The 26511-nt window shown below is 68.5% G+C and carries 31 protein-coding genes; 15 read left to right on the top strand and 16 right to left on the bottom strand.

The window, feature by feature from the left end:
- Positions 1-7 precede the first annotated feature (7 nt).
- Positions 8-1606, top strand: a complete 1599-nt coding sequence (locus BLU18_RS05965) for a hypothetical protein (RefSeq protein WP_143025233.1) — start codon at positions 8-10, stop codon at positions 1604-1606.
- A 3-nt stretch (positions 1607-1609) separates the two neighbouring features.
- On the opposite strand, the gene BLU18_RS05960 is transcribed toward BLU18_RS05965, so the two are convergent.
- Positions 1610-1813: a DUF8015 family protein gene (locus tag BLU18_RS05960; protein ID WP_092632920.1), complete on the bottom strand. Its 204-nt coding sequence runs from the start codon at positions 1811-1813 to the stop codon at positions 1610-1612.
- A 108-nt stretch (positions 1814-1921) separates the two neighbouring features.
- Between BLU18_RS05960 and BLU18_RS05955 the strand changes: the two genes are divergently transcribed.
- The 3 genes from BLU18_RS05955 to BLU18_RS05945 all read left to right on the top strand — a co-directional run bounded on the left by BLU18_RS05955 (position 1922) and on the right by BLU18_RS05945 (position 3687).
- The gene (locus tag BLU18_RS05955) at positions 1922-2398 is read left to right on the top strand and encodes a molybdopterin-dependent oxidoreductase (RefSeq protein WP_092632918.1); all 477 of its coding nucleotides are present in this window, start codon (positions 1922-1924) and stop codon (positions 2396-2398) included.
- An 84-nt stretch (positions 2399-2482) separates the two neighbouring features.
- Positions 2483-2734, top strand: a complete 252-nt coding sequence (locus BLU18_RS05950; RefSeq protein WP_092632916.1) for a hypothetical protein — start codon at positions 2483-2485, stop codon at positions 2732-2734.
- A gap of 50 nt (positions 2735-2784) precedes the next feature.
- On the top strand, positions 2785-3687 hold the full coding sequence (locus tag BLU18_RS05945) for a DUF7504 family protein (RefSeq protein WP_092632914.1): 903 nt from the start codon (positions 2785-2787) through the stop codon (positions 3685-3687).
- Here BLU18_RS05945 and BLU18_RS05940 read toward each other — a convergent pair whose 3' ends face one another.
- The 9 genes from BLU18_RS05940 to BLU18_RS05900 form a co-directional block, all read right to left on the bottom strand.
- Positions 3688-3990 carry a HalOD1 output domain-containing protein gene (locus tag BLU18_RS05940; protein ID WP_092632911.1) on the bottom strand — a complete coding sequence of 101 codons (303 nt, stop codon included), beginning with the start codon at positions 3988-3990 and terminating at the stop codon, positions 3688-3690.
- Positions 3991-4076: 86 nt separating this feature from the next.
- The gene (locus tag BLU18_RS05935) at positions 4077-4613 is read right to left on the bottom strand and encodes a DUF8054 family protein (protein ID WP_092632909.1); all 537 of its coding nucleotides are present in this window, start codon (positions 4611-4613) and stop codon (positions 4077-4079) included.
- Positions 4610-5383 carry a nucleotide-binding protein gene (locus BLU18_RS05930; RefSeq protein ID WP_092632907.1) on the bottom strand — a complete coding sequence of 258 codons (774 nt, stop codon included), beginning with the start codon at positions 5381-5383 and terminating at the stop codon, positions 4610-4612. The genes BLU18_RS05935 and BLU18_RS05930 overlap by 4 nt, the downstream gene beginning before the upstream one ends.
- 49 nt (positions 5384-5432) lie before the next feature.
- Positions 5433-6143: an adenosylcobinamide amidohydrolase gene (locus BLU18_RS05925; protein WP_092632905.1), complete on the bottom strand. Its 711-nt coding sequence runs from the start codon at positions 6141-6143 to the stop codon at positions 5433-5435.
- Positions 6140-7144: a threonine-phosphate decarboxylase gene (locus tag BLU18_RS05920; protein WP_092632903.1), complete on the bottom strand. Its 1005-nt coding sequence runs from the start codon at positions 7142-7144 to the stop codon at positions 6140-6142. Before BLU18_RS05920 ends, BLU18_RS05925 begins: the two co-directional genes overlap by 4 nt.
- A gap of 129 nt (positions 7145-7273) precedes the next feature.
- Complete coding sequence (locus tag BLU18_RS05915) at positions 7274-7819, bottom strand: NTP transferase domain-containing protein (protein WP_092633636.1); 546 nt, start codon at positions 7817-7819, stop codon at positions 7274-7276.
- A complete protein-coding gene (gene cobS / locus BLU18_RS05910; RefSeq protein WP_092632902.1) occupies positions 7819-8568 on the bottom strand; it encodes an adenosylcobinamide-GDP ribazoletransferase in 750 nt (249 codons plus the stop codon). Before cobS ends, BLU18_RS05915 begins: the two co-directional genes overlap by 1 nt.
- Complete coding sequence (cbiB, locus tag BLU18_RS05905) at positions 8562-9455, bottom strand: adenosylcobinamide-phosphate synthase CbiB (RefSeq protein ID WP_394327329.1); 894 nt, start codon at positions 9453-9455, stop codon at positions 8562-8564. The genes cobS and cbiB overlap by 7 nt, the downstream gene beginning before the upstream one ends.
- Positions 9455-10090, bottom strand: coding sequence for an HAD family hydrolase (locus BLU18_RS05900; RefSeq protein WP_092632897.1), 636 nt, complete (start codon positions 10088-10090; stop codon positions 9455-9457). The genes cbiB and BLU18_RS05900 overlap by 1 nt, the downstream gene beginning before the upstream one ends.
- Before the next feature lie 126 nt (positions 10091-10216).
- Between BLU18_RS05900 and BLU18_RS05895 the strand changes: the two genes are divergently transcribed.
- From BLU18_RS05895 to ftsZ, 3 genes are all read left to right on the top strand, one after another.
- On the top strand, positions 10217-10723 hold the full coding sequence (locus tag BLU18_RS05895; RefSeq protein WP_092632895.1) for a double zinc ribbon domain-containing protein: 507 nt from the start codon (positions 10217-10219) through the stop codon (positions 10721-10723).
- 190 nt (positions 10724-10913) lie between these two features.
- Positions 10914-11090 (top strand): ribbon-helix-helix domain-containing protein, encoded by a 177-nt coding sequence (locus BLU18_RS05890; protein ID WP_092632893.1) that lies wholly within the window; start codon positions 10914-10916, stop codon positions 11088-11090.
- A 2-nt stretch (positions 11091-11092) separates the two neighbouring features.
- Positions 11093-12262 (top strand): cell division protein FtsZ, encoded by a 1170-nt coding sequence (ftsZ, locus tag BLU18_RS05885; RefSeq protein ID WP_092632891.1) that lies wholly within the window; start codon positions 11093-11095, stop codon positions 12260-12262.
- Positions 12263-12294: 32 nt separating this feature from the next.
- On the opposite strand, the gene ncsA is transcribed toward ftsZ, so the two are convergent.
- Positions 12295-13260, bottom strand: a complete 966-nt coding sequence (gene ncsA, locus BLU18_RS05880) for a tRNA 2-thiolation protein NcsA (protein WP_092632889.1) — start codon at positions 13258-13260, stop codon at positions 12295-12297.
- 78 nt (positions 13261-13338) lie between these two features.
- Here ncsA and BLU18_RS05875 point away from each other — a divergent pair, with 78 nt between their 5' ends.
- On the top strand, positions 13339-14001 hold the full coding sequence (locus tag BLU18_RS05875; RefSeq protein ID WP_092632887.1) for a DUF7095 family protein: 663 nt from the start codon (positions 13339-13341) through the stop codon (positions 13999-14001).
- A gap of 109 nt (positions 14002-14110) precedes the next feature.
- On the opposite strand, the gene BLU18_RS05870 is transcribed toward BLU18_RS05875, so the two are convergent.
- From BLU18_RS05870 to BLU18_RS05860, 3 genes are read right to left on the bottom strand one after another with little or no spacing between them, the layout of a single operon-like run.
- Entirely contained in the window at positions 14111-14911 is an 801-nt protein-coding gene (locus BLU18_RS05870) for a class I SAM-dependent methyltransferase (protein WP_092632885.1), read from the bottom strand.
- A 30-nt stretch (positions 14912-14941) separates the two neighbouring features.
- A complete protein-coding gene (locus BLU18_RS05865) occupies positions 14942-16183 on the bottom strand; it encodes an endonuclease/exonuclease/phosphatase family protein (protein ID WP_092632883.1) in 1242 nt (413 codons plus the stop codon).
- Between the two features lie 41 nt (positions 16184-16224).
- Positions 16225-17058, bottom strand: a complete 834-nt coding sequence (locus BLU18_RS05860) for a deoxyribonuclease IV (RefSeq protein WP_092632881.1) — start codon at positions 17056-17058, stop codon at positions 16225-16227.
- An 81-nt stretch (positions 17059-17139) separates the two neighbouring features.
- On the opposite strand from BLU18_RS05860, the gene BLU18_RS05855 reads away from it, so the two are divergent.
- Positions 17140-17664, top strand: a complete 525-nt coding sequence (locus BLU18_RS05855) for a redoxin domain-containing protein (protein ID WP_092632879.1) — start codon at positions 17140-17142, stop codon at positions 17662-17664.
- Positions 17665-17728: 64 nt separating this feature from the next.
- Here the strand turns inward: BLU18_RS05855 and BLU18_RS05850 are convergent, their stop codons facing one another.
- Together BLU18_RS05850 and BLU18_RS14790 are read right to left on the bottom strand one after the other, a co-directional pair.
- Complete coding sequence (locus tag BLU18_RS05850) at positions 17729-18571, bottom strand: lipoate--protein ligase family protein (protein WP_092632877.1); 843 nt, start codon at positions 18569-18571, stop codon at positions 17729-17731.
- A gap of 77 nt (positions 18572-18648) precedes the next feature.
- Positions 18649-19617, bottom strand: coding sequence for a hypothetical protein (locus BLU18_RS14790; RefSeq protein ID WP_092632875.1), 969 nt, complete (start codon positions 19615-19617; stop codon positions 18649-18651).
- Between the two features lie 157 nt (positions 19618-19774).
- Between BLU18_RS14790 and BLU18_RS05840 the strand changes: the two genes are divergently transcribed.
- The 6 genes from BLU18_RS05840 (at position 19775) to BLU18_RS05815 (ending at position 26434) form a co-directional block, all read left to right on the top strand.
- On the top strand, positions 19775-21013 hold the full coding sequence (locus tag BLU18_RS05840; protein ID WP_092632873.1) for a PstS family phosphate ABC transporter substrate-binding protein: 1239 nt from the start codon (positions 19775-19777) through the stop codon (positions 21011-21013).
- A gap of 82 nt (positions 21014-21095) precedes the next feature.
- Positions 21096-22223 carry a phosphate ABC transporter permease subunit PstC gene (pstC, locus tag BLU18_RS05835; protein ID WP_092632871.1) on the top strand — a complete coding sequence of 376 codons (1128 nt, stop codon included), beginning with the start codon at positions 21096-21098 and terminating at the stop codon, positions 22221-22223.
- Positions 22223-23836, top strand: a complete 1614-nt coding sequence (gene pstA / locus BLU18_RS05830) for a phosphate ABC transporter permease PstA (protein ID WP_092632869.1) — start codon at positions 22223-22225, stop codon at positions 23834-23836. The genes pstC and pstA overlap by 1 nt, the downstream gene beginning before the upstream one ends.
- A 2-nt stretch (positions 23837-23838) precedes the next feature.
- The gene (gene pstB / locus BLU18_RS05825) at positions 23839-24762 is read left to right on the top strand and encodes a phosphate ABC transporter ATP-binding protein PstB (protein WP_092632867.1); all 924 of its coding nucleotides are present in this window, start codon (positions 23839-23841) and stop codon (positions 24760-24762) included.
- Positions 24763-25437, top strand: a complete 675-nt coding sequence (phoU, locus tag BLU18_RS05820; RefSeq protein WP_092632865.1) for a phosphate signaling complex protein PhoU — start codon at positions 24763-24765, stop codon at positions 25435-25437.
- A gap of 1 nt (position 25438) precedes the next feature.
- On the top strand, positions 25439-26434 hold the full coding sequence (locus BLU18_RS05815; RefSeq protein WP_092632863.1) for a phosphate signaling complex PhoU family protein: 996 nt from the start codon (positions 25439-25441) through the stop codon (positions 26432-26434).
- Positions 26435-26511: the final 77 nt, after the last annotated feature.

The following is a 26511-nucleotide window of genomic DNA, read 5'->3' as shown; positions in this document are numbered from 1 at the left end:
AGACCGTATGGATTCCCGCGTCGCCGTCGCCCTCGCTCTCGCCCTTCTCTGTGCCGGAGCGTCGCCGCTCGTGACGGCGCAGTCGCCGCCCTCGCCAACCGTCTCCGTCGGCGTCGACGCCCAACCCCTCGACCGCGGCGACACCTACCACACCCAGACCGACCCGGTCGTCGACGTGACCGCAGACGCCCAAGCGCCAATCGACCGCATCGAGGTGCGTGTCGACGGCGCGACGCGGCACGCCTTCGAGCCGTCGAGCCAGCACTTCGAGCGCAGCATCGTGCTCGACCTCGAAACCGGCGCCCACCGACTCACCGTCGTCGCTCGGGCCGACGGGGTCGCGACCCACGAATCGACCGTCGTACTCGACGACGAAGCCCCGGTCGTGAACTACTCCGACCCATTCGAATCGGAATCGGACGACGTCGACGAACCGCCGACGGACGAACTCACCGTGAACCGTGGCAACGTCACCATCAACGGGTCACTCACCGATATCTCGACCGTCGATACCGTCCGCGTCGACCACGAGTACACGTACGAGACGGTCCACAGCGCCGAGCGCGAGGGCAAGCGCCAACACCTCATCGCCGGCCCCGGCGGCAACTTCTCACAGCCAGTCTTTCTCGCACTCGGCGACAACGAATTCACGGTGCAGGCCGAGGACGCCGTCGGCAACGCTCGTATCCACCAGTTCACCGTCACTGTCGAGGACGACACGGAACCCTCGCTGACGATTACTGATATCAAGTGGGAGTCGCCGACCCGCCTCTACATCGAGGGATACGCCACCGACAACGTACAGGTACAGAGCGTCTGGGTGGAGTCCGGTGAGGACGCGGGCGGGGATGACGACGAAGACGACAGCGAGGACGACGAAGACGACACTCTCGATGTCACTCGCCACCCGTTCGTCTTCTCGCAGGGCACCGCGCCCGACCGCGACAGACACAACGCCACGTTCGGAACGACGGCTTACCACCCGCCTGACACGGACTACGTCGTCATCGGCGTCAACGACACCGCCGGCAACGAGCAGACGTGGAACTACACGCTCTCGGAGTTCCTCGCGCCGAATATCACGATTCACGACGAGCAGACGGGCTACGTCGCCGACCGACGGGTCGCCGTTGGCGGACGCGTCACCGACGGGCAGGTGCGCTCGGTCCGCGTCGAGACGCTCGACCCCGAAACCGGGCAGATAGTCGACATCCAATCCACGACGCTCGACGCGAACGGCTCGTTCGCGACCCGTCTCGACGGGGCGCCCGACGAGACCCGAATCCGAGTTCGGGTCCGGGACGCGAGCGGGGCCGAACATCTGGCGAACACGACCGTCACCGACCAAGAACCCACGCCGAGCGACCCGGCGGGAACGTCCAGCGCGGCGGCGGACGAGGGTGACGCCCCAGCGGTCCCTGTCGAATCCGGGTCGAACGGGATTCGCATTCCGTTCGTCGGTATCGTCGTTCCCGTGCCCCAACTCGGGAGCCTCCTCGGAGCCTCGGTCACGGTCCCACTGCCGTTCGTGGGGCCAATCGACGTGCCGCTACTGGCGATTGGCGGGCCGGTCGTCCTCGTCGCTATCCTCGTCCGTCGCCGGTGACGCTCAGGCGCCGCGCGGGTAGCGGGTCAGCCCGATTGCGAGGAGACACGCCGCGAAGACGGCGCCGACACCGGCCGCGATTTCGACCGGTGCAGCCGAGATGACACCGATTCCGACCCCGCCGAAGAGCGCGAGGCCCATCGCTCCGAGCAGATAGTCGACACGCCGCGGAACCTCCGGCGTCGAGCGAACGTGCGAGTCCGTCATCGTGGTAATTACATCTAATTACCCACAGGTGTATCTTTCGTCTCGTCGCCACGAACGACGGAGACGTTCGGCCAAACAGATTTGTCCGTGCGCGGCTTCACGTCCCGTATGGCACACTCGGACCCGCCGGAGGACACCGACCCGGCGCGCTGGACGGTCACCGTCGACGGCGCCGTCGCCGACGCGCAGACGATGTCGGTGCCGGACCTCGCCGACGTGGCGACGGCCACCGTCGCGGCGTCGACGGGCTGCGAAGGTGAGAGGCCGGCCGAACAGTGGCGTGGCGTCCGCGTCGGCGCGCTACTCGACCGGGTCGCGCCCGACGCCGACGCCTCGCACGCCCTCGTCCACTCCTCTGACGAGGCGTTCGCCTGCGGGTTCGAACTCGACCGACTCCGAGACGCACACCTCGCCGTCCGTCTCGACGGCGACCCGATTCCCACGGACCGGGGCGGCCCCGTCCGCCTCCTCATCGACGACGCCGACTGCTGGGAGCGGGTCAAGTGGGTCACTCGCATCGACGTCCTCGACGCGCCGCCGGGCGACGCCGACACCGCTCGCGACGTGGTGCCCGCGGACGACTGATACGGACCGTTTTCCGGTGGATGCCCGTCTCGGCGAGCCACCGGTGATGACTTACGTGAGCCGGGACGCACTCCTCGTCACCGTATGGTTGGGTCACGAACCCTGACGGCCGTCGCCGGACTCGCCGCGAGTCTCCTCGTGAGCGCCGCCGCGTGGTACTACTTCGACACCCTGTTGTTCTTGCTCGTGTTGCCGTTCGTGCCCCTGCTGTGGCGCCGGAGTGCGTCGACGCCGTCGGTCCGGCGCTGTCCGGCCTGTGGCTTCAGCAGTCGCGACCCGTCGGTCGAATACTGCCCGCGAGACGGCACGCCGCTGGACTCGCGCGACGAACGGTAACCACGTTCACCTACATTTATACCGTGTCACGACAATCAACTGTCGTCAGTATGGGGGGAGCGGACGGCAGTGAGTCGAGTGGTGTGCCCGAGGCGTCCCGGCCGACCGCGACGTTGCTGTTGACCGACGACGAGACGACGGTCGACGCGCATCTGGACGTCGACCCGATGACGAACGTCCTCGTCGTCTCGGCGGCGCGGACGATGCGGGACGTCGTTGAGGCGTGGCGCCAGCGTGCCGGAACCGTTCCCGCCACCCTCGGCGTCGTCACCTACGCCGAGTTCGACCGCTCCGCGTCCGCGACGGACGGTCCCTCGCGTCGCTCGCTCTCGGGTGGCGACGTCACGCTCACGTCGATGTCGGACCCGTCCGACCTCCGCCGACTCGGCACCGCCATCACGCTCTATCTCGACGACTGGGCCGACGCCGACCGCGAAGCCCTCGTCTATCTCGACGCCCTCGCCCCCTTCCTCGACGCGAGCGACGCCGAATCCGGCTTCCAGTTGCTCCACCTCCTCGTCCAGAGCGCGGCGCGCGCCGACGCGAGCGTCGTCGTCCGCGTTGATACCTCGGCGGTCGACGAGCAGACGATTCGGACGGTCCAGTCGCTGTTCGACGAGGTGTGTACGCCCGCCGCGACCGACGACCCCGACTTTCGAACCCTGTTGTCGAACCGCCGCCGACGGTTCGTGTTGCGGACGCTGTTGGACGCGTCGGTATCCTGTCTCGAATTGGAGCGACTGGCGACGTTGCTCGCTCGCCACGAACACGACGACCCCAGCGGCGACGACTGGAACCGCGCGTACACGGCGCTGGCGTCGATTCACGTGCCGCGACTGGCCGAGGCGAACCTCGTCGCGTTCGACCGCGAGGACGAGACGGTGCGACTCACCGAGGGTGACTGGTCGGCCGAGCGTCTCGACCGCCTTCTCACCGACGAGTACGAGGACTGACTACGGATTCGGGTCGACGTGAATCTCGCCGTCGCCGTACACCGTCACATGGCACCCGGCGAAGTCGAACGAGACCCTGCCGCCGCGTCGCGGCGTGCCGTCGTGCTTGGGGCTGAAGAGCCGATTGAGCGCGTCTGGCTGAATCACGTCGTTGAGGTTGACGTCCGTTGGCTCCTTCCCGGTCGCTTCGAGGACGGCGTGGACGACGGTCACGCTCAGTTCGACGTCGCTCGTCTCGTGATGGTCGACGACGGTCACGTCGTCGGTGGCGTGACAGTCGGTATCTGTGGGTGAAGTTCGCATGGTAAAACGGCTATCCTATCTAACATTTATCTCAGACGATATTAAAACTGTGTGTCGCTCTCCGGGGTGTCGATTTCGGTCGTCGCTCAGTCGTCGAGCACGTCGGTCAGGCCCCACTCCTCGGCCCGCGACCGTGCCTCCTCGCGGGCCTGTTCGCGGATGGCCTCGATTTGGGACTCGTCGGCCAGAAAATCCTCGACAGCGGTGCCGTCGTCGGTACCGAGGCGGTCCTCGGGCGCCGCGTCGCGCGTCCGCGTCACCAGCGCTCGGTCGCCACTCAGACGCTCGGCCGGCAGCCCGGGCGACACGCGGCAGTCGTCGCTCGCGTGGGCGTCTTCGAGCGCCGACGCGTCGAGTTCGTAGAGTTCGACCCGGAACGGCCCCGGCCCTGCGACGTCAGCGAGTGCCTCAGCCCCGCCGCTGTCCGTGTCGGTGCAGTACGCCAGCACCGGCACGCCGTCCTCGAACGTGACGACACCGCGCGTCTCCTCGCCCAGCAACACCGCGTCCTGCGGTTCGAACACGGCGTAGCCCGTCAGCTGTCGGTCCAGCGCGAGCGAGAGCGTCGTCCCCGGGTCGTCGACGACGCGCGACCGGTGCAGCTCGCCCCGTGGAATGTTCATACTTCGTCCGGGATGACCGCGCTCTGGAAGCGCGCGGCGACTGCCTCGCTCTCTCCCTCACGCACTTCGAGTCGACGCGCCGCCTCGCGGAACGCCTGCGACGCCGGCGAGTCCGGCGCGTGTGCCAGCAGGGGTTCGCCCGCGCGCCGCGCCGCCCGCGCCGCCTCGCTCTCGGGGACGACGCCGAGGGTCTCTCCGCCGAAGTACTCCTCGGCCTGATCGACGACTCGGTCCACCGCCTCGTCGTCGCGGACGCGGTTGAACAGCGTCCCGGCCGTGGACGTACCGTACGACCGGGCGTACTCCTGGACCTTGAGGCCGTCAGAGAGCGCGGGGACCGTGGGCTGGAGGACGATGACCGTCCGGTCCGCGAGCGCAATCGGCAGCACGGCACTCTTCGACCCCAGCGCCGCGGGCGAGTCGAGGAGGAGCACGTCCGTGTCGGCGGCGAGTGTCGCCACCACGTCACGGAGTCGCTCGGGGTCGGCGTCGCGAAACGCCGCGAGGCTCGTCCCGCAGGGGACGACCTTCATACCGAACCGCTCGTAGACGGCGTCGGACACGTCGGCGTCGGCGTCGGCGATAAGCAGGTCGTGGAGCGTCGTCGTCGCCTCGTCCAAGCCGGTGTGAAAGAGCAGGTTCGCCATCCCGGTGTCGGCGTCGACGACGGTCACGTCGTGTGTCTCGGCGAGCGCCATCCCGAGGGCGAGCGTGCTCGTCGTCTTGCCTGTCCCGCCCTTACCGCTCGCCACGGCGAACGCCTCAACCATCGGCGCTGAGTTGCGCGCCACCGTGGTTAAACGTTCGGCTGACGGGGCGTCAGCGCACGGGGGTGACCGTCGCGCGCTCGTCGGTCACGACGCCCGCAGACGCCTCGTACTCGCCGTCGGGGTGGCGGGCGTGGAGGCTGGCGGCGACGGCATCGCGGACGCACGCCCGCGCCGCCGCGCCGACCGGCGTCGCACTGCCCGAGAACTGCGCCGGGTCGCCATCGGGGTCACAGGCCGCGACGACGGCGTCCGTCGTCGTTCCCGGCACGCCGACGAGTTCGAGTAGCGTCGCCGCCTTCGCCTCGGCCGCGACGGTCAGGAGGTTCGGGAGCGCGCCCGGGGCGAGCGACCGCGTCGTCCCGACGACGACGTTCACGGTGCCGGCGTGGTCGTCGCCCGCGACGGACACCGCGTCGTCGCCTTCGTCTCGCTCCGGACGCGGGTCGACCGGAAGCGCGGCGGGGTTCGTGACGCCCGTGGTGGCGACGGCTTCGACGCTCCCCAGTCGCGCCCGGCGGGCGTGACGCTGGTCGACGCCCGTCAGGAGTACCGGGCCCGCAGGCTCGTCGCCGAACCCCGCGTCTGCAAGTCGCTCGGCCACGTAGGCGTCGAGGTCGGTCCGCGACCACTCGTCGGGGACGGTGCAGTTGTAGGCCGCGGGCGCGCGACACTCGCCGCCGTCGTGTCCGGTCGAGAGCCAGCGCGTGGACGGGCGCGCGAGTCGGCAGACGCCGTCGCGGACCGTCGCCTCGAAGGTCACAGCAGCGCGTCGAGGAGGCGGTCATTCTCGTCGGGGCGGCGGACGGCGACCCGGACGTGCGAGTCGAGGCCGCGGAAGGTGGTCGCGTCGCGGATGACGATGCCCTCGTTCCGGGCGTCGTCGATAACGCCGTTCACCGACCCGTCCTCGACGCGGAGGAGGAGGAAGGGGGCGTCGGAGGGGCGAACATCGAAGCGCGCGTCGAGTGCGTCGGCCATTCGCTCTCGCTCCCCGCGCACCCTGTCCCGCGTCTCGGCGACGAAGCGGGTCTGCCGGAAGCAGTGGGCGGCCACGTCCGCGGCCGGCGTCGAGACGCCCCAGGGCGGGCGCGCAGCGTCGAGTCGCTCTCGGAGGTCGCCCGTCGCGACGGCCAGCCCCGCCCGGAGGCCGGGCAGTCCGAAAATCTTGGTCAGCGAGCGCGCGACGACGACGCCGGATTCGCCCGCGAGCGTCCGCGCGTCGGTGAAATCGAGGAACGCCTCGTCGACGAGTAATACGGTGTCCGACGCCCGGCACCGCTCGGCGTAGCCCACGAGGTCGGCGCGCGGATACCCGTCGCCAGTCGGGTTGTTCGGGTTGCAGACGACGACCAGTTCGTACGGCTCCGGGTCCGTCTCGAGAATCTGGTCGTGGGCGACGAACGTCGGGTCGGCGCCCTGCAGGCGCACTTCGCGTTCGTACTCGCCGAAACTCGGCATCGGGAGGAGCGCCTCGTCGCCGTCCGACAGCGTCGTCTCGACGGTGAGACGGAGCGCCGCCATCCCCCCGGCGGTCGGCACCACGTTCAGCGGTTCACACCCCAGGTACTCGCCCGCGGTGGTTCGGAACTCGCAGTAGTCATCGCGGGGGTAGCGGGTCGCGGCGCCCAGCGCGGACTCGTAGACGCCAGCGACCCCCCGCGGCCGGTTCGGGTTCGTGTTGGCGCTGAAGTCCAGTAGCGTCGCGTCCGACGCCCCCCCGTGTGGCACGCGGTCGAGGCCTGCCACGGCGTCAGGATCCATGACTGTCGGTACGACGCTCCAGTACCTCAAGCGTTCCGTCCGAGACGGCCTCCATCACGTCAACGCCTCGTACTGTCGGCTGTAAGTCGAGACAGGCGTTCGACACCACGGAGTGCCGAACGTCTTGCATCAGTTACAGCCAACAGTCTCCGCCACCCACAGGTCGCGCGGTCGATTCACGTTCACGGCGAGTCGCGGGTCGTCGCTGACGTACACGTCGTCGTCCCCCGCCGCGACGACGTTGACGCCCGTGGGCGCGAGGGCCCGTCCCTCGCGTTCTAACGTCGTGTCGACGCTCACCCCCAGCCGTCGCTTCAGGTCGACGGGGACGGCGACCACGAGCGACCCCGACGCGGCGTCGAGCACGTCGTTTACGCTCTCGCTGGCGAGCAACGGGAGGTCGGCGGCGACGGTGACTGCGGGCCGCCCCACTCGGTCGAGCGCCGCCGTCAGGTCGCTGACGTACCCCTCGCCCGGCGTGTCGAGGACGGTCACCTCGCGCTCGCGGAGGTGAGCGCGCGTCGCGGGCGTGTGCGGCGAGACGGCGGCGTAAACGTCGTCTACTCGGCTCGCGGCGAGGGCGTCGCACACGCGGTCGACGGTCGCGACGCCGTCGACGGCGACGAGCGGTTTCTCCGTCTCGCCGCCGAGGCGCGTCCCGCGCCCGCCACACATCACCAGAGCGTCCACACGACCACCCCCGCGTGCAGCGCCGCGATTCGCCCGAGTTCGTTCGCGGCGCCGAGCACGTCGCCCGTCACCCCGCCCAGTCGTCGCGTCCCCCAGCGTCCGACGAGGGCCGCGACGGCGGGGCCGGCGAGTAGGGTCGCGACCAGCGCCGGTTCGCTGCCCGGCGGTGCGGCGACGACGGCCAGCGCCGCGACGGGAACGACCGGGAGTAGGCCCGTCCAGTCCGCGGCGCCGACGACGGCGGAACCCAGTCCCTCGTGGCCGGACGACCCGAGGGCGGCGAGGCCGGCCATCCCCGCCTTGGCGCTCACCTCCGCCGCGAGCGCGAGACGGACGGCCACCCGCGGCCCAGCGCCCGCGACGCCGAGGGCGCCGAGGGCGAGCGTGACGAGTGCGAGCGTCACCGCGAGCGCCCCGCCGACGCCCGTCTGGGAGTCTTTCAGCGCGGCCCGACGGTCGGCGTCGGCGCCGTGGGTTGCGGCGGCGTCGCCACAGTCCGCGAGGCCGTCGGCGTGCGTGACGCCCGTGAGGAGGTAGAGCGCGAGGAGATAGCCCGCGACGGCCGTCGAGACGGGCACCGGGAGCGCGAGGGGGATGGCGGCGAGGCCACCCACGACGTAGCCGGCGACGAGGAAGGCGACGGGCGTGGTTCGGAAGGCGTCCCACGCCGCCTCGCCGCCGCCGACAGGGAGGCGCGTCAGGAAGGCGAGCGCGCCGCGAGCGGCCGTCAGCACAGCGCGACCACCCCCGTCAGTCCGAAGGCCAGCCACCCGGCCCGGGAGACGACGGCGACGCCGCGTTCGGCCTCGGCGGGCGTCGGATGCGACGCCGACGGGCGCAGGTCGTACGCGCCGTGCTTGGTCAGGCGGACGCCGAGGACGACGGCGAGGGTCGCCATCGGCCACCCGGCGTTCGGCGACGCGGGCCGACGGGCGAACGACCGCGCCTCCCGGAGCGCGGCGGGGCGCCCCGCGACGACGGCGAGGAGGGCGGCGCTCACGCGCGCGGGCACCCACATCACGATATCGTCGAGGCGTGCGGGCGCCCAGCCCATCGGTATCGAGCGATAGCCGAACGTCGAATCGAGCGTGTTGACGGCCTTGACCCACGCCGCGGCCCCCGCCGCCGCGGGGAGGGAGATGGGTGCGAAGAGGGCAAAGCCAGCGAGTGGGGCGACGAGGCCGTCGCTCAGGTTCTCGGCGGCGCTCTCGACGGCGGCGCTCCGCACCTCGCCGGCGTCGAGGTCGGTCGCGTCGCGGCCGGCGAGCGCTCGTAGCCGCGTTCGGGCCGCGGAGAGGTCGGTATCGCTGGCGGCGACGACGGCACGCGCCTCGTCGAGCAGCATCCGCCGACTGGTGGCGGCGAAACAGCCCAGACCGGCGATGACGGCGCCGATGCGGGGGTCGAGTCGAGCGCCCAGCGTCACGACGGCGGCGGCGGCGGCGGCGACGAACAGGGGGACGGCAAGCGCCACTGCGGCGCCCGCGAGTCGGGGGTGTCGCCACTCGCGGTCGAACGGGCCGAGCGCCCGCCCCAGCCACGCGACGGGATGGAGTGCTGCGGGCGGTTCGGCGACGAGGCGGTCGAGTCCCGCCGCGAGCGCGACGCTGCCGGCCGCCATCAGCGACACGGGTCGTCGCCTCCGGCCGGGAGTTCGGCGTCGAGGTCGGCAAGCGACGTAGTGGTGAGGTCGACGAACCGGCCGCCGACGTCTCTCACGCCGCCGTCGGCGTCGGCGTTGTCGCCGACGTGAATCAGCTCGGTGGCGTCGCTCCCGAGTTCGGTCGCGAGCGTCTCGAAGGGGCGCGGGTGGGGCTTGCGGAACCCGCAGGCGGCGCTCGTGACGACGGCGTCGAACGCGTCCCGGAGGTCCGCGCGGACGAGCGTTCGCGAGACGAGTTCGGGGACGCTACAGTTCGAACACAGGCCGACGGGGCCGTGCGAGCGCGCGGCGTCGAGGGCGATGTCGACGCCGGGCCGACGGGATACGTCGGGGTCGAAGGCGGCGACGACGGCGCGTCTGACGACGCCGTCGGGGGCGTCCACGTCGCGGCTCCGGAGCGCTGCGGCGACGTGGGCCGGGAGCGGAACTTCGGTGTGCCGTGGCACGTCCAGATGTGGCGTCGCGTAGGCCGTCGCCCAGTCGTCGGGGACGGCGACGTCGCGCGCCCGCAGCTCGTCGGCGACGGTGGCGGCCGGGTCGGACGGCATCGCCGCTGTCACGAGCGTTCCGAAGAGGTCGAACGACACGGGCACGGGTTTCCGAATGGTTGGAACGGAGCTACTTGACCGTCGCGGTCCGACCGCTCGTCGGCTGAGTGACAGACAGGCGTCTGACACTCGCGAAGGTTTGAAATAACCGGGGACCGTCACCAAGTATCAATGAGTAAAATCACGTTCCGCGCCGACGACGATCTCGTCGAGCGCCTCGAGGCGTTCGACGCCTCGAAAAGCGAGGTGATGCGCGAAGCGTTGCGCACGTACCTCGACGACGCGGAGCGTGAGGAATCCGGCGACGACGGCGTGGGTCGTCTCGAAGCGCTGCTCGCAGAGCACGCGTTTGCGCCCCGCGACCCACCCGATATCAACGTAAACGTCACTATCGACGGTGAGACGGCCACGCCGTCGGACGTCTCCGTTGACCGTGGCGCCGAACCGTCGGCGCGTAAGACGGACCGCGAGGAACCCCGAGGTCAGTCCCAGTCGCGTAACACGTGCTCGCAGTGTGGCGAGACACTGTCGAGCGGCCACGTTTACTGTCCCAACTGCGGCGAGAAGGGCACACGTCGGGTGTTCTGCGACTGTGGCGACGAAATTCGTTCCGACTGGGCGTTCTGTCCAGGCTGTGGGCGTCGGACGCCAGCGGCGGACGTACTCGACAAATCGTAAGCGTCACTCGCCTGTTTGTCTTACAACGGCCGTTAGTTTTATAAGGTATTGGTTGCTTGGTACTTCCGCGTAAGACGGTCGTCTTACAGGGCGACTGGCCGCACGGCGATACCGCCGCTGCCGGCCGGCTCAGGCCTGGAGACACGAGATGGGGCAATGCCCCGCGCCGTCTTACCGGGGGAATGCAACAATGGAGCGTGTGACACTACGAATTCCGAAGCAGCAGATCGAGGAGGTCGAACAGATGGTCGAAACGGGCGAGTTCCCGAATCGAAGTGAGGCCATCCGTTCGGCAGTCCGCGAGATGCTCAACGAACAGAGCGAGTCCCGTGACGACAACCGTAGCCGCAGCTGGGCCAAGGTGTAACCATGGATGGGTTCATCGACGAGGCCATGAAGCACGAGGAGCGGGAGGATCGCAGCGCGGATGACGACGACGAGTTCGGCAATCCGCGCATCGTCATCGTCGGTGCTGGCGGCGCCGGTAACAACACCGTCAACCGCCTGTACAACATCGGCGTCGACGGCGCCGAGACGGTCGCTATCAACACCGACAAACAGCACCTGAAGATGATCGAAGCCGACACGAAAATCCTCGTCGGCAAGTCGCTCACGCAGGGGCTGGGCGCCGGTGGCGACCCCTCGATGGGTGAGCGAGCGACCGAGATGGCCCAGGGGACTATCAAGGAAGTCCTCGGCGAGGCCGACCTCGTCTTCGTCACGGCCGGTATGGGTGGCGGGACCGGCACCGGTGCCGCCCCCGTCGTCTCCAAGATCGCGAAAGAACAGGGCGCCATCGTCGTCGGCATGGTGTCGACGCCGTTCAACGTCGAGCGCGCCCGCACCGTCAAGGCCGAGGAGGGACTCGAGAAGCTTCGCGGCGAAGCCGACTCGATCATCGTCCTCGACAACAACCGCCTGCTTGACTACGTGCCCAACCTGCCCATCGGCAAGGCCTTCTCCGTGATGGACCAGATCATCGCCGAGACGGTCAAGGGCATCTCCGAGACCATCACCCAGCCCTCGCTCATCAATCTGGACTACGCCGACATGTCCACGATCATGAACCAGGGCGGCGTCGCGGTGATGCTCGTCGGCGAGACGCAGGACAAGAACAAGACCCAAGAAGTGGTGAGCGACGCGATGAACCACCCGCTGTTGGACGTCGACTACCGCGGCGCGTCCGGCGGGCTGGTCCACATCACCGGCGGTCCCGACCTCACGCTGAAAGAGGCCGAGGGCATCGCCAACAACATCACCGAACGACTGGAGGCGAGCGCCAACGTCATCTGGGGCGCCCGCATCCAGGAGGAGTACAAGGGCAAGGTCCGCGTCATGGCGATCATGACGGGCGTTCAGAGCGCGCAGGTGCTCGGCCCGTCGACGCAGCGACAGGCCGAGAAGTCCCGAAAGAGCCTCAACGGCGAGGACGTTTCGGAATTCGACGCGAGCGAGAACGTCGGTCAGGACCAGGCGTCTTGGTCCGACGGCGGCCGCGATCAGGTCGACCAGCGCAACGGCGTCGACGTGATCCGGTAACCGCGACCGCTGCTTTTCCGTTCTCGCGTGTCTTACACCGCTTCGATAGATTCGACTAGGCGACACTTTCGGCAGATGCGACCGCCCGTGCTCGACCCACAGCGCTCGCATTCGCCGAGGTCTCTCGTGTCGTCGTCGCGGTAGCGCTGGGCGGCCAGTTCCGCGAGTTCTTCGTAGCCAGCCATAATCGAGTGACGCGTCCCCGGATGCTGTTCCTCCATCTCGAGGAGCAGCTGTTGAATCTCGCCCCGATACGCTTCGCTGGCGTGGGGACACTCCGTGATGTGAGCCGGGAGGTCGGACAGGTGGGCGTACAGCGCCACCTCCTTTTCCGGCACGTCACGCAGGGGTTTGGCCCGTGGCACGAAGTGGGCACTCTCGGCGCGGCGGTCGAAGGGACCGAGACTCGCGTCGAAGTGTTTGGCCATCTGCTTCAGGTCGCCCTCGAAGAAGTTCATGAGCGCCGTCTGCGCTTCGTCGTCGAGGTTGTGTCCCATGAGGAGTTTGTCGGCCTCCAACTCCTCGGCGTACGACTCCAGCAGGTCGCGGCGGAACACGCCACAGTAGGCACAGGCGGCCATGTTTTCGGGGTCTTTCTCGACGACGTCGTCCATCTGCACCCCGAGTTCGTCGGCGTACGACACCACCTCGTGTCGGAGGTCGAGGCTCTCGGTCAGTTCGCGACAGGCGTCGAGGCTCTCGTCGCGGTAGCCCTCGATACCCTCGTGAATCGAGAGCGCGACCAGTTCGACCCGTGGGTCGCGCCCGAACGTCTCGTCGAGGATGTGGGTGAGGACAACGCTGTCCTTGCCGCCCGAGAGGCCAATGACCCACGTTTCGGGGTCGTCGGGCGTGGCGTCGGGCGACAGCAGTCCGTCTTCTCGGACCCGACGGCGCACGCGTTTCTCGACCGAGGCGCGGAAGTGTTCGTCGCAGAGATGCGCCCCCGAGTAGGCCGCGTGCATCACGGCGTCGCGGCCACACTTGTCGCACTCCATCGGCGCCCCCTTGCCGGGCGGGCCGTATCACGGTTTCGTTGGACAACCGCTTTGTGCGACGAGCGGCAAAGCGGAGTGATGGATAGAGACGCTGCGTTGGACCGTGCCGCCGATATCGTCGACCTCGTCGAACGCGCGGCGACCGACGAGACGTCGCTTCTCCCCGTTCCCATCCGCGAAGTGTGGGTCTACGGCGACGTTGCGCTCGGCCTCGACCCGATCGACCGCCTCGACGTGTACGTCACGAAGGACCTCCACATGCGCGGTGACACCGACCGCGGCGCCGAGTTCGAGGAGCGCTACGGCGTCGCAGGCGTCGGCAAGACCGTCGACGCTGAGTGGGCGGCGGCCCACCCCGAACACCTGCGCGCGAACGAGAACGGTCACGTCGCGCCGGAGCAGTGTCTGGCCGCCCACCTCCTCGACGACGACGAACCCGTCCACCTCGAGGTGTGTAACGCCTCCTTCTCCGACAACGTCACCCAGCGCCTCCGTGGTGCGATGGCGCGGGAGGCGTACGACGAGATTCTCGACCCCCGCGGCGTCTGTCTGTGGGCGGAGGGGCAACGCGACGACGACGCGATGGACAAGCTCCGCGACGGCGAACTTGCCTTCCCGACGCTCACGGGCGCGTTGGAGATGCTGGGGCTGGACGAGGACACCGCGACCGAGGCGGCGGACGTGATGCGCGAGCGTCGCGCCGAAGCGACGGGGCGGACGGTGCGGGGCGACGTAGTATAGAGCGAACAGGTGACGCCGGCGGTGGCTCGCGGGGCGGTGGCGTCACGCGACTGCGGCCCGCCCCGCGGCGACGGTCAGGTCACGGGCCGGGTGGCCGCGCCTCCGCATTTCAAGCCTCGGGCACGCGTCCGACGATGACGTCGAAGGGGACCACCTCGGCCCGGCGGTACGTCTCCGCTCGCATCGCTTCGACGACGTCGCGCCCCATCTCGCGCCACGCGGCCCGCAGGTCGTCGTACTCGTCGCCGACCGCTCGCCGGAGCTCTGTCTCGTGGTCTGCCAGTCCCGCGCCCGTCGCCTTTCGCGTCGCGTCCCGCAGGTCGGCCTCGCTGTACGGCGGTTCGATTACCTTCCGGTGGTAGTGGCGCCGAGTCGAGACGTCGACGAGGCCCGCTCGCTCGAATGCGGCTTCCAGACGCTCGCCGGGAGCCACATCCGTTTCGACGCCCGACAGGTACGCGTCCCGAACCCGGCGGTCGAGTTCGGCTTCGCGGTCGACCGTCGATTCGACCGCCACGTCCGCATTGTTCGGTTCGACGGCGGCGACGGCGTCGCTCGCGACGCGGCGGAACTCCTGGAGCGCCGCGACCGGGTCGGGCAGGTTGACGAGGACCGCCTGACAGGTCACGAGGTCGGCACCGTCCTCTCGAAGGGGAAGACGCAGGGCGTCGCCGACGGCGACGGGAAGGTCTGTCTCCTCGCGGGCGACGCGGACGAGTTCGGGGTCGGCGTCGACGCCGAGGACGGTCCCTGGCGTCTCTTCGTCGAGGACGCGCGTGAACTCGCCCGTCCCACACCCCACGTCGAGGACGCGGTCACGCGACGCTAACCGCAGGTCTTCGAGGGCCGCCCGCGACGACCACAGGCCCGCGCGCGTCCGCCTGAGGTACTCCGCCGAGAAGTTGCGCACGGCCCCCTGTATCCGACCGCGTGCCAAAAATCAGTCGTCCTCGCCCCGTCGGCGCGCCGCGAGCGCCGCGACGACGACGGCGGCCAGTCCCGTGACGCCCCCGAATCCGGCTAGCTCGGCCGTCGTATTGCTGTCTGCCGGTGGCTCGGTCGATGCAGCGGTCGAGGTTGAGGAGTTGGTCGCCGTGTCCGTCGCTGTCGCTGTGTCCATCGCTGTCGCCGTCGGCGTCCCTTCGGCCAGCGTCGCCACCACGCCTGCGTGGTCGGAGGGCCAGAGGCGGTCGCCCCCGACGGCGATTCGGCTGTCGGGGTCGGCCCCGACGCGCTCCGCGCTCCCCGCTCGAAGCGCGCCGCGGACGAGCACGTGGTCGACGCGCTCCGTGAGCGACGCCGCGTCGCTCCGGAGGTCCGCGGGGTGACAGCAGGTGTTCCCGACCCCTGAAGCGGCGTCGCGAAACGTCTCCGTGAGGCGGTCGTAGGCGCTGTCACCCGGGCTGCTGTTGAGGTCGCCGACGAGGACGACCGGGTCGCGCCGCTCGGCGAGTAGCGATTCGAGTTCCGCCGCTTGTTGCAGACGCGTCTCCGCCGACACCGATTCGAGATGCGTATTACAGAACGTCAGTCGCTGGTCGCCGACCGTCGCGTCGACGACGCCGTAACCGCGTTCGAGCGAGATGGAACGCCCGTCGTCTGCCAGCGTGGCCGCGGCGTCGAACGTCCCCGTCGTGACGCCCGCCGTCGACGCGCGCTCGTGAGCGAGTAGCAGGTCGCGGTCGGTCAGTCGCACCGCGCGTCGCTCGCCGTCTATCGTCGTCGGCAACTGGAAGTCCGTCGTCTCCACCGCGCTCACGACGCGGTAGGGCAGGCCCCGGTCGTCGAGTGCCGTCGCCAGACGTTCCCGGAAGTCGTGGCGCACGTCCGTCGCCGTCGGCGTCGTATCCGCCGTCGGCTCGCCCGTTCGTATCAGCGGCGCCTCCTGAATCCCCACCAGCGCCGGCTCCGTCCGCCCGAGTTCGGTGGCGACGCCGTCGAGACGCGCCGCCACTTGACTCCGGTCGACCGACTGTAGCAGGTCGCTGACGGCTGCCTCGACCGTCTGGTCGTCCGTTGCCGTCGCGGCGAGGAGGCGAAAGAGGTCGGCACCGAGATAGCAGTTGCGCGTGGCGACCGTTACCGCTCCCGATTGGGCGCGGGCACGCCCCGACGCCACCAGCCCGCCAACGACGCTCGCGCCGGCCGCGAGCGCGCCCCGTCTCGTGACTCCGTCGCTCATTCACTACTCGATATGGTCGGTCGCGGCAAAAGCGGCGCGGACTACGCCTCGTCGTGAAGTTCCTGCACGCGTTCGATGTTCCACGCAAAGCCCTTGCCGTCCTCGTTGGGGGTTTCGAGGACGAACGGCTGGTCGCGCAGGTCCGGATGGGAGACGATGCGGCGCATGCCGTCGACGCCGATTTCCCCCTCGCCGATGTGGGCGTGTTCGTCCTTGTTCGTCCCGCAGGCGTGTTTCGAGTCGTTGAGGTGGATGCAGTGGAGGTTCTCGATGCCGACGATGTCGTCGAACTCGTCGACGGCGCTGTCGACGGCCGCGGGCGTCGAGAGGTCGTAGCCCGCGGCGAAGGCGTGGGCGGTGTCGATACAAACCCCGAGGTCGTGCCGGCTCTCTTCCAGCACCGTGGCCAGATGTTCGAAGTCGCCGCCGAGTTTCGTCCCGCTACCCGCGTCGCTCTCGACGAGGACCGTCACGCCGTCGGGGATGTCGAGCTCGTCCAGAGCGCTCACGGCGTTGTCGAGGCCGCCGTCGACGCCCGCACCCGTGTGCGCGCCCAAGTGGACGTTTACGTATTCGATGCCGAGTTTCGCGGCGGCGTCGACTTCGCGTTGCATGCTGTCGACGGACTTCTCGCGCAGGTCCGCCTTGGGCGTACAGAGGTTGACGAGATACGAGGAGTGAATCACCCACGGCCCCGTCAGATGTTCGTCCGTACCCTCGCGGAAGGCTGACGCCTCGTCGTCGCCGATGTTCGGATTCTGCCAGACCTGCGGAGAGTGGGTGAAAATCTGTCCGCAGTTGCCACCGACGTCGCGCTCGTTGTCGACGGCGTTGTCGACGCCGCCTGCTATCGAGACGTGTGCTCCGACTCGCATACCGTCTGGTGGCGGTAGGGGCGCAAAGGCGCTTCGAATCGGGGGCGAACCGTTTTGGTGACGCCCCGCAAAGGGGGTTCTATGGACCCGGTAGCCGTCGGCGACACCGTGGCGAACGTGAGCGGCACGCTCGTTCGCCCGGACGGGACGGTGGAAGACGTCCCTCTCGGAGATTTGACGACCGACCGACCGGTGTTGCTCAGCTTCTACACGGCCGATTTCAGCCCCGACTGCATCGACGAGTGGTGTTCGTTCCGCGATTTCGACTGGTTTACCAGCGGCGACCACGTCGAAGTCGTCGGGTGTAGCAAGTCGAGCGTTGGCCTCCACAGGCGGTTCATCGACTATCTCGGTCTGAGTTTCCCGCTCTATGCCGACCCCGACCTCGCGGTGTCGGACGCCTTCGGCGTCACCTACCGGGCGCTCGGCGTCTCGCGTCGCTCGCGCCGCTCTTGTTTCCTGCTCGATTCGGACCTGACCGTCCGCTACCGCTGGCTCGGCGAACATTGGCTCGACCCGACTCGGGACACGCCGCCGGTCAGCGACATTCACGACGCCATCACGGAGGAACTCGGCACGCCCGAGACGGAGACGTTCGGGTTTTAGAGTAGCGAGTGAAAGCCATCACACGCCAGATTTCAGGCATCCAGAATCTGGCGTGTAGACAGTTTCACTCGCTGCTCTCTCGTCGGCCCGGCCGTCGCTTCGTCCACTCGTCGCTCGCGTACTTCTCGGCCGCTCGCTCCCGCGCCCGCGCGAGTTCGTCGTCCGTCCACGTGCCCTCGCTTGCGTCCGCCCACGCTTCCAGCGCCGCTTCGAGTGCCGCGACCGTCTCCCGTCGCGTGACATCGGCGTGGTCGTCAACGCCCGTCACTCGCTCGCGGAACGTCTCGGTATCTACCTCGTCGCTGAAGACTGCGAGGTGGCGCTCCGGGCGCACGGTGTACGTGAGCGAGCCGTGTTGGACGATGGCGTCCGTCCGGCGATGCTGGGCGTTGCCGCTCACTTTCCGCTCGGTGCCGTCCGCCTCGACGACCACGTCGTGAGCGGGGTGGCGTTCGCGCAGGTAACATGACGGGGCGTAGGCTGCCGGCTGTTCCGTCTCCGCGAACTGCGCGGACACGCCGAGGCGGTCGAAGGCGTCGAGCAGCGGGCGACAGAGCAGGTGATAGGAGTCGAAGAGGTCGCTCGGCAGGTCGTCGCTCGGCGCGACGATGCTGTAGGAGATGTCGCCGTGCGTGTCGTGATAGATGCCGCCGCCGCCGGTCTGCCGGCGTGTGACGTCGATATCTGCCGCCTCGCAGTGGTCCCAGTCGACCGTGTCGGGGTCCTGATGGTAGCCCAACGAGAGCGTACTCGGGTCCCACTGGTACACGCGGAGGGTTCGGGGCCCGCCGTCGGCGGCGGTTTCGGCCGCGATTTCGTCGAGCGCCATGTTCATCGGTCCCGACCACGACTCCTCGCGAATCAATCGCCACTCGCAGTCGGCGAGGGGCCTGTCACTCCCGTCCATACTCACCGGTCGGTGCTGGCCGACAAATGGGTTTCGCGAGTGGGGACTTCGGACGTTCGTGCCCGTCGACGGCCCCGTCAGACCGACTCCGCGTCGTCGGGGTCCGGTCGGTACTCGCCGAGCAACGACTCGACCGCCGCCCAGTCGACGGGTGGCGCGTGGTCGTCGAGCGCAGCTTCGAAGTCGGCCAGTTGGTCGCCGTAGCGGTCCCGCCACTCGACGGCCTCGTCGAAGCGGTCACCGAGCGACGCCACCTCCTCTTCGAGGCCCGCGAGGCGGTCGTCGAGGTCGGTGAGGGCCTCGGCGTCGACGGCGCCGTGGGCGTCGTTCGGGCCGGGTTCGGGCCAGTTTCGGAGGTCTTCGACTTCGGCACGCAGGTCTGCGAGTAGGAGTCGAGACACCCGATATCTGAGGGTGGCGTCGAACCAGACGGCGGCGGAGTCGACGTCCGCGTCGCCGTCCGCGAGCATATCGAGGGTCTCCTCGACGCCGTCGACGAAGTCCGCGACTGCGTCGGCGTCGTCGTCGAGAGCGTCGAGCCGTCGGTCGGGGTTTCGGACCCACGCCTCGAACTCCTCGGCGTCGACGCCGAGTTCGTCGGCGGTGTGCTGGGCCGAGTTGGCCGCCGCCTCGAGTTGCCGAATCTCGGCCGCCGTCTCGTAGATGGTCCCCGACTCGTCCGCGAGAGAAATGACCGATTGGAGTCGGTCGCCGAGGCCGTCGACCCGAGACGCGACGGCCGCGTGCCGGTCCTCGAAGTCGTCGAGGCGGTCGGCCACGCTGTCGAGGTGTGCGACGGCCTCGGCGGCCTCGCGAGCGTCGTCGATCAGCATCCCTGCGTTCTCGACGCGCGTCTCGGGCGTGGACACTACCTTCGAGACGTGGGCGAGTGCGTCGTCGACCGCCTCGCGGCGGACTTCGCCCTCCTCGGTCACCCGGTTCAGCGTCTCCCGAACCGTGTCGGGGTCGTCGCCAGTCCGGGCGACGACCCTGTCCACGGCCGCGTCCAGCGACTGCCCGTCGAGCGAGTCGTCGTTGTCGGTCACAGACGGCGTTTTCGCGGTGGTGACGTTATAATTTCCGCCTCAGTCATCGTGAGAGTAAGTACGTGTATGTAGTGGTTTGTTTGGTACAGTTTCACGGGGACCTAGTAACCCAACCTCATATAAACGGTCTTTACCAGATGTACGGCTTCTTCAGGTGATGTCTGACGACTCAGACCGAAACAGTCGCGTTTCACGACGGACGTTCATCGCAACGACTGGCACCGTCGGCATCGCCGGCCTGGCCGGCTGCGGCGGCCAGTCCGGTGGTGGCGGGAGTGGCGGGGAGAGCGGTGGCGACTCCGGCGCCACTGCGACTGACTCCGGCATGGACGGCGAAGGCTCGCAGTCGGGGTCCAGCAGCGATGGGCAGAACGCGTCGCTGCTCACCGCGGAGGGGTCCTCGACTGTCTACCCCATCTCGAACACCGGCAGTTCCTACTGGAACTCCAACGCACCGCCGAGCGACGGCGAGTACTGGGGGTCGAACTCGGAGAGCACCGTCCCCGGCTGGGAACAGCTCGGCGAGCCGGACATGCTCATCGCGGACTACTTCGCCTCGAAGTTCGGCTTCGAGCCGACCGAGCAGCGCTCCAGCCCGCCGTTCCCGACGACGGTCGGCCTGAGCCACTCGGGGACCGGCTGTGAAGCCGTCACCGACGGACTGGTCGACATCGGCAACTCTTCGGGGCCCATCACGGCCGAACTCGACTGGAGCGAGGAGCAGGCCCAGAGTACGGTCGTCGACAACGTCGTCGGCCGCGACGGCCAGCCGGTCGTCGTCAGTTCGGACGTCATCGACGCCGGCATCACCGAGCTGACCGGCGAGCAGGTCCGGGCCATCTATCAGGACGAGATCACCAACTGGAACCAAATCGAAGGGGTCGACTACGACCAGGAAATCTACGCCATCGGTCGCGCCGAGGGCTCCGGGACGGACACCGCGTTCCGTCTCAACATGCTCGGTGATGCGAACGCCTCGATGTCGGGCGTTGACACCCGCTTCGGGCAGAACCAGCAGGTCGCGCAGGCCGTCTCCCAGAACGAGGGCGCCATCGCGTACATGGCGCTGGCGTTCACCAGCGAGTCGGTCGTTCCGGTCGGCATCGACTTCGACGGGACGCTCTACGAACCGGACCGCGACGCGGAGCACACCATCTTCGACAGCGACTACCCGCTCAATCGGGACCTCCACATGTACACGCTCATCGAGGAGGACAACCCCGACGGCGGCGGCTACGACGCGCGAGAAGCCGCGTTCATCAACATGTTCCTCAACGAGTTCGGTCAGACCATCTTCGTGGAGGGGAACAACTACATCCCGCTGCCGACGAGCGACCTGCGGTCGATGAAAGAGCAGGTGTCGGCGCTCGCCACCGAAGACCTGGTCATGCCCTAATCCAGCGGGCCGCTCGGCTCGCCGCCTGCAACCACTGCCACTCCGTTTTTATGACATACTCATATCGACCCACTCCACCACGATGGAACCAGTAACACGCAGTGAACGACTGACCGCGGCCGCCGGCAAACAGGTCCAGTGCGTTCGCGATTTCGTCCACGACACCGACCCCGCGGCGCTGGTCGTCGTCACGGTCATCGCCGTCTCCCTGTTGGCGGCGTTCGTCGGCTTCCTCGCGGTGTCGAACCTGACCATCCTGCCGTTCGCCGTGTTCCTCGCGGCGACGGGGTACGGGTGGGTGCGACATCAGGAGGAGACGGCGCTGGTGTTGACGCTGACGATGACGGTTTCGACCCTGCTGATACTCGGGCTGATTATCGTGTTCATCTTCCGGGAGTCGGTGCCGGTCCTTCAGTACGAGAGCGCGACCGTGTTCGGCGTGAGCGTCCCGGGGCTTCGGATGTTCCTCCAGTCCAACTGGGACGCGGTGTCGCCGCCGATTCGATACTCGATGGTGCCGATGATTCACGGGACGGTGATGGTGACCGTCGTCGCGACGGCCGTCGCCGGACCGCTGGGCGTCGCCGCCGCGCTCTTCCTCTCGGAGATAGCGCCCGACGTCGTCCGGGAGTTCGTCAAACCGGGCGTCGAAATCCTCGCTGGCATCCCCTCCATCGTCTACGGCTTCATCGGCTTCACCATCCTCAGCCCGTGGGCGTCCGACCAGTTCCGGACCACCGGGCAGGGGAGTTACCTCTTCGTCGGCATCGTCGTCGGGTTGATGGCGCTCCCGACGGTGGTCTCCGTCGCCGAGGACGCCCTCAGTAGCGTCCCCGAATCGATGAAAAGCGGGTCGCTCGCCGTCGGGACGACCGACTGGCAGACCATGACCTCGATTACCCTCCCTGCGGCGTTCTCGGGGGTCTCCGCCGCGGTCCTCCTCGGCGTCGGCCGCGCCATCGGCGAGACGATGGCCGCGACGGTCATGCTCCGTGGGGTGCCACGCCTCACCGACCCGCTGGTGAACGTCTTCTACGGTCAGGAGACGCTCACGTCGCTCATCGCCCGCAACTACGGCGAGGCAGACGGCTTCCAGATGGACGCCCTGTTCGTCGCGGGCGTCATCCTCTTCGTCACGGTGCTCGTCATCTCGATTGGCGCGCAGTACATCGAGTGGCGAATGCGGAGCAAGCTCGGGGGTGGGGCCTGATGGCGGGCGCGACGCAGTCGCGACTCGTCGAGGGCGACACGACGCTGACCGACGCCGTCGCCGCGGTGGCGGTCGGTCTCTCCGCGACGCTGTTCGTCCTCGCGGTGGCGGCGATGTTCGAGCGAGTCAGCCTCACCGGCACCCTCGTCGGCCTGCCGACGGTGACACTGCTCGGTGGGCTGTTGGTCGCACTCGGCGGCACGGTGGCCGCCTTCGGTCTCGGGTCGTGGGTCGGCTACGTCGAGACCGACCCCGACGCGACTGCCGGCCTGATAGCCAGTTTCGGTGCGGCGGTCCCGTGGTTCGTCATCGGTGGCGGCGTCGCCTCCCAGACGTTCGGCCTCGGCACCGCCGGGGGCGTCGTTGGGGGTATCGTCGCCGGCGGCGTGGCCTTTGCCGCTACCGCTGTCCCCCGCGAGGACGTGGGGTCGACGGTGCCGCTCGGCGCCTTACTCGCATTCGTCGGCGCCGTCTTCCTCACCGGAACTATCGGTCCGGACTGGCTGTGGGACCTCGGCTGGGAACAGCAGGCCTCCATCACGGCCGAGTTCCTCGTCCCGGTCGCGACGCTGTTCTGTGCCCTCTACGGTGGCTGGGCCGCCGCGAAGGCCTACGGCCGGTTCGGCGCCCGCGGCCGACACATGGGTGCGTACGTCCTCGTCTATCTCAACGCGCTCTCTATCGTCGCCTTCCTGTTCATCCTCATCGCCTTCGTCGTCGTCCGGGGGCTTCCCGGCCTCCTTCACGGCGTCCGCGTCGGCGCCGGCGTCGGCCCGCAGGTGTTCGGGTCGGTTCAGTTGCCCGTGTACGTCCCCTTCGTGATGAACGGCGTGGCGCTCCTGAACGACTTCCAGGGCGTCCTCCCGGCCATCGTGGGGACCATTTGGCTGGTCGTCGGCGCGGTGCTGTTCGCGGTGCCGCTGGGCGTCGGTGCGGCCATCTTCCTCACCGAATACGCCGAGCGCGGCCGCTTTACGCAGGCCGTCGAGGTGGCGACGAACGGGCTCTGGAGCACGCCGAGCATCGTCTTCGGCCTGTTCGGGTTCGCCTTCCTCATCCCCCGGTTCGGCAACCGGAAATCGCTGCTGGCGGGGATGCTCACGCTCGGCTTCATGCTCCTGCCACTCGTGCTCATCACGAGTCGGGAGGCGATGCTCTCGGTCCCCGACGAGTATCGCGACGCGAGCGCGGCGCTCGGCGTGAAGAAGTGGCAGACGATTCGAAGCGTCGTCCTCCCCGCCGCGCTTCCGGGCGTCATCACGGGGGTCATCCTCGGCGTCGGCCGGATTGCGGGCGAGACGGCGCCGATTCTGCTGACGATGGCGGGCGGGACGTTCGTCCCCGGAGGCCAGACTGTCGACGTCATCGGCGGCTTTGAGTTCACCGGTTCGCCGCCCTTCGTCGCCAACCCCGAACTCCTGCAGGCGACCTCCGCGCTCCCCTATCAGCTGTACGCCCTCATCACCGCGGGCGTCGGCTTGGGGAGCAACGTCTCGGACCCCGACGGGTTCCGGTGGGCGACGGCGCTCATCCTCCTCCTCGTCGTCCTCTCGTTCTACGCGATTGGCATCGGCGCGCGGTACTACTTCCGACAGCGACTCAAGCACGAATAACCATGAGTAATTCCCAACAGACCACGAGTCAGCATCAGACCAGAACGACGGACAGCGACCAGTCCCTCGAAACCACCAGCGGCGAGACGGTCGAGGAGACGGAGGAAGCGTGGGTCGAGTACGACTTCCAAGGGGACGCGAAGATGGTCGCCGAGGACCTCGACGTCTACTACGGCGACGACCACGCCCTGAAGGGTGTCTCGATGGAGATTCCCGAGGAGAGCGTCACCGCGCTCGTCGGCCCCTCGGGGTGTGGGAAGTCGACCTACCTCCGCTCTCTCAACCGGATGAACGACCGCATCGACGCCGCCCGCGTCGACGGGTCGGTCCAACTCGACGGGAAAGAAATCTACCAGGACGGCATCAACCTGGTCGAACTCCGCAAGCGGGTCGGCATGGTGTTCCAGTCACCCAACCCCTTCCCGAAGTCGATTCGGGACAACATCGCCTACGGCCCGCGGAAACACGGCGACATCGAAACCGGGCTGTTGGCGCGGATGCTCGGCCGCGACGACAGCGAGGAGGAGCGCGAACTCGTCGAGCGAGCGCTCAAACAGGCCGCGCTCTGGGACGAGGTGCAGGACCGCCTCGACGACAACGCCCTCGGCCTCTCCGGCGGCCAGCAACAGCGGCTCTGTATCGCTCGCTGTCTGTCCGTCGGCCCCGAGGTCATCCTGATGGACGAGCCAGCGTCCGCGCTCGACCCCATCGCCACCGCGAAAATCGAGGACCTCATCGACAGCCTCGCGGAGGAGTATACGGTCGTCATCGTCACGCACAACATGCAACAGGCGGCGCGTATCTCCGACCAGACCGCCGTATTCCTCACCGGCGGCAAACTCGTCGAGTACGGGGATACGGACCAAATCTTCGAGAATCCACAGAGCCAGCGTGTCGAAGACTACATCACCGGGAAGTTCGGGTAGATGACCCGAGACGAGTACCAGCAGTCGCTCGCCGACCTCAGCACGGACGTCCTCGACATGGCCGACCTCGTCGCCGGTCGCCTCGACCGTGCCCTGACGGCGCTGGAGACGGTCGACGAGGACGCGGCCCGCGACGTGGCGACGGCCGACGACGAGGTCGACCGTCGCTACCTCGACCTAGAGGCGACGTGCATCCAGCTGTTCGCCCGCCAGCAACCCGTCGCCAGCGACCTCCGCTTCGTCGCGTCGTCGTTCAAGATTCTCACGGACCTCGAACGCGTCGGCGACTTGGCGGTCAACCTCGCCCGGTATACGCTCGCGGCCGACCGGGCGCGGTTCGAGGAGGTCGACCTCTCGGCCATCGGCGACCTCGCCCGCGAGATGCTCGACGACGCGATGACGGCCTACCGCACCGACGACGCGGCGCTCTGCCGAGAGGTCGCGGAGCGCGACGACGACCTCGATACGCTGTGTCAGCGCGCGAGCGAGCGAATCGTTCGCGACCTGATCGAGCGCGAAGTCGACGACGGCGACACTTGGGCGGTCGAGGAACTGATGGACGACGTATCCCGACTGCTGTTGATCGTCCGCGACCTGGAACGCGTCGGCGACCACGCCGTCAACATCGCCGCGCGCACCCTGTACATGGTCGAAAGCGACCCGACGCTCGTCTAACATGGAAACCCGAAAACTCCAGAAGATCGGTGGATCGACCTACTCCGTCTCGCTGCCGAAGGAGTGGGCCCTCGAACACCACCTCGAAGCCGGAATGCCGATTCATCTCTACCCGCACACCGACGGTTCGCTCGTCGTCCGCAGCGCCGCCCACGACGGCGGTGCGCTCGGCTCTACGACGGTCACGTTACCGCGCGCCGACCCCGAGGCGGTCGGGCGGACGCTCCGCGCGGCCGACGCCGTCGGCTACGACCGGATTACGCTCCGGGCCCCCGCTGACGCCACCTTCACCGACGCCGAGCGACGCGCGGTCCGCCAGTTCGTCCAGACGGCCGTCGGCCTCTCCGTCACCGAGGAGACGGACACGCACGTCACCGTCGAGAACGTCCTCGACGCCTCCGAGGTGTCCATCCGACAGTCGGTGTCCCAGCTCCGGTTCACCGCCTGCTCCATGCATCGAACCGCCGCCGAGGCCCTGTCGGCGGAGACGGACGCCGACCGCCTCGCCGACCGCGACGACGAGGTCGACCGCCTCTTCGCCATGCTCACCCGGCATTTCACGCGCTCGCTCGCGGACTTCGAGGAGATAGACGACCTCGACGTGCGGCGCGCCGCCCTCTTCGAGTATTACGTCGTCGCCCGGCAGCTCGAACGCGTCGCGGACCACGCCGTCAGGTTGGGGTCGCTCGCCGACCGCGTCGACACCGACGCCGACGCTCTCGACGAGGTCACTGCCCTCGCCGCCGACGCCCGCGAGACGGTCGAGGTGGCGACGACGGCGGCACTCGACGCCGACCCCGACCACGCACACGACGCACTCGACCGCCGCGACGCACTCGTCGACGACGTTCGAACGCTCGACGAGGCGCTCTTCGAGTCGTCGCCGGCCAGCGCCTACGCCCTCTCGCGGGTGCTTGCCAGCCTCCAGCGCACCGTCGAGTGCGGGGGCAATATCGCCAGCGTCGCGCTGCGGTCGAGCGTCCGTCCCGAGGCCTGAACCGCCCGCGACTCGAACGTCCGCGGTCGACGCGGCGGCGAATCGCCCCTCGCCCCAGTATCACACGTGATTCTATC

Source organism: Haloplanus vescus (genome assembly GCF_900107665.1).
Classification (GTDB): domain Archaea; phylum Halobacteriota; class Halobacteria; order Halobacteriales; family Haloferacaceae; genus Haloplanus; species Haloplanus vescus.
Note: the sequence above shows the minus strand (reverse complement) of the source record. Positions and strands in the feature narration are given on the sequence as shown.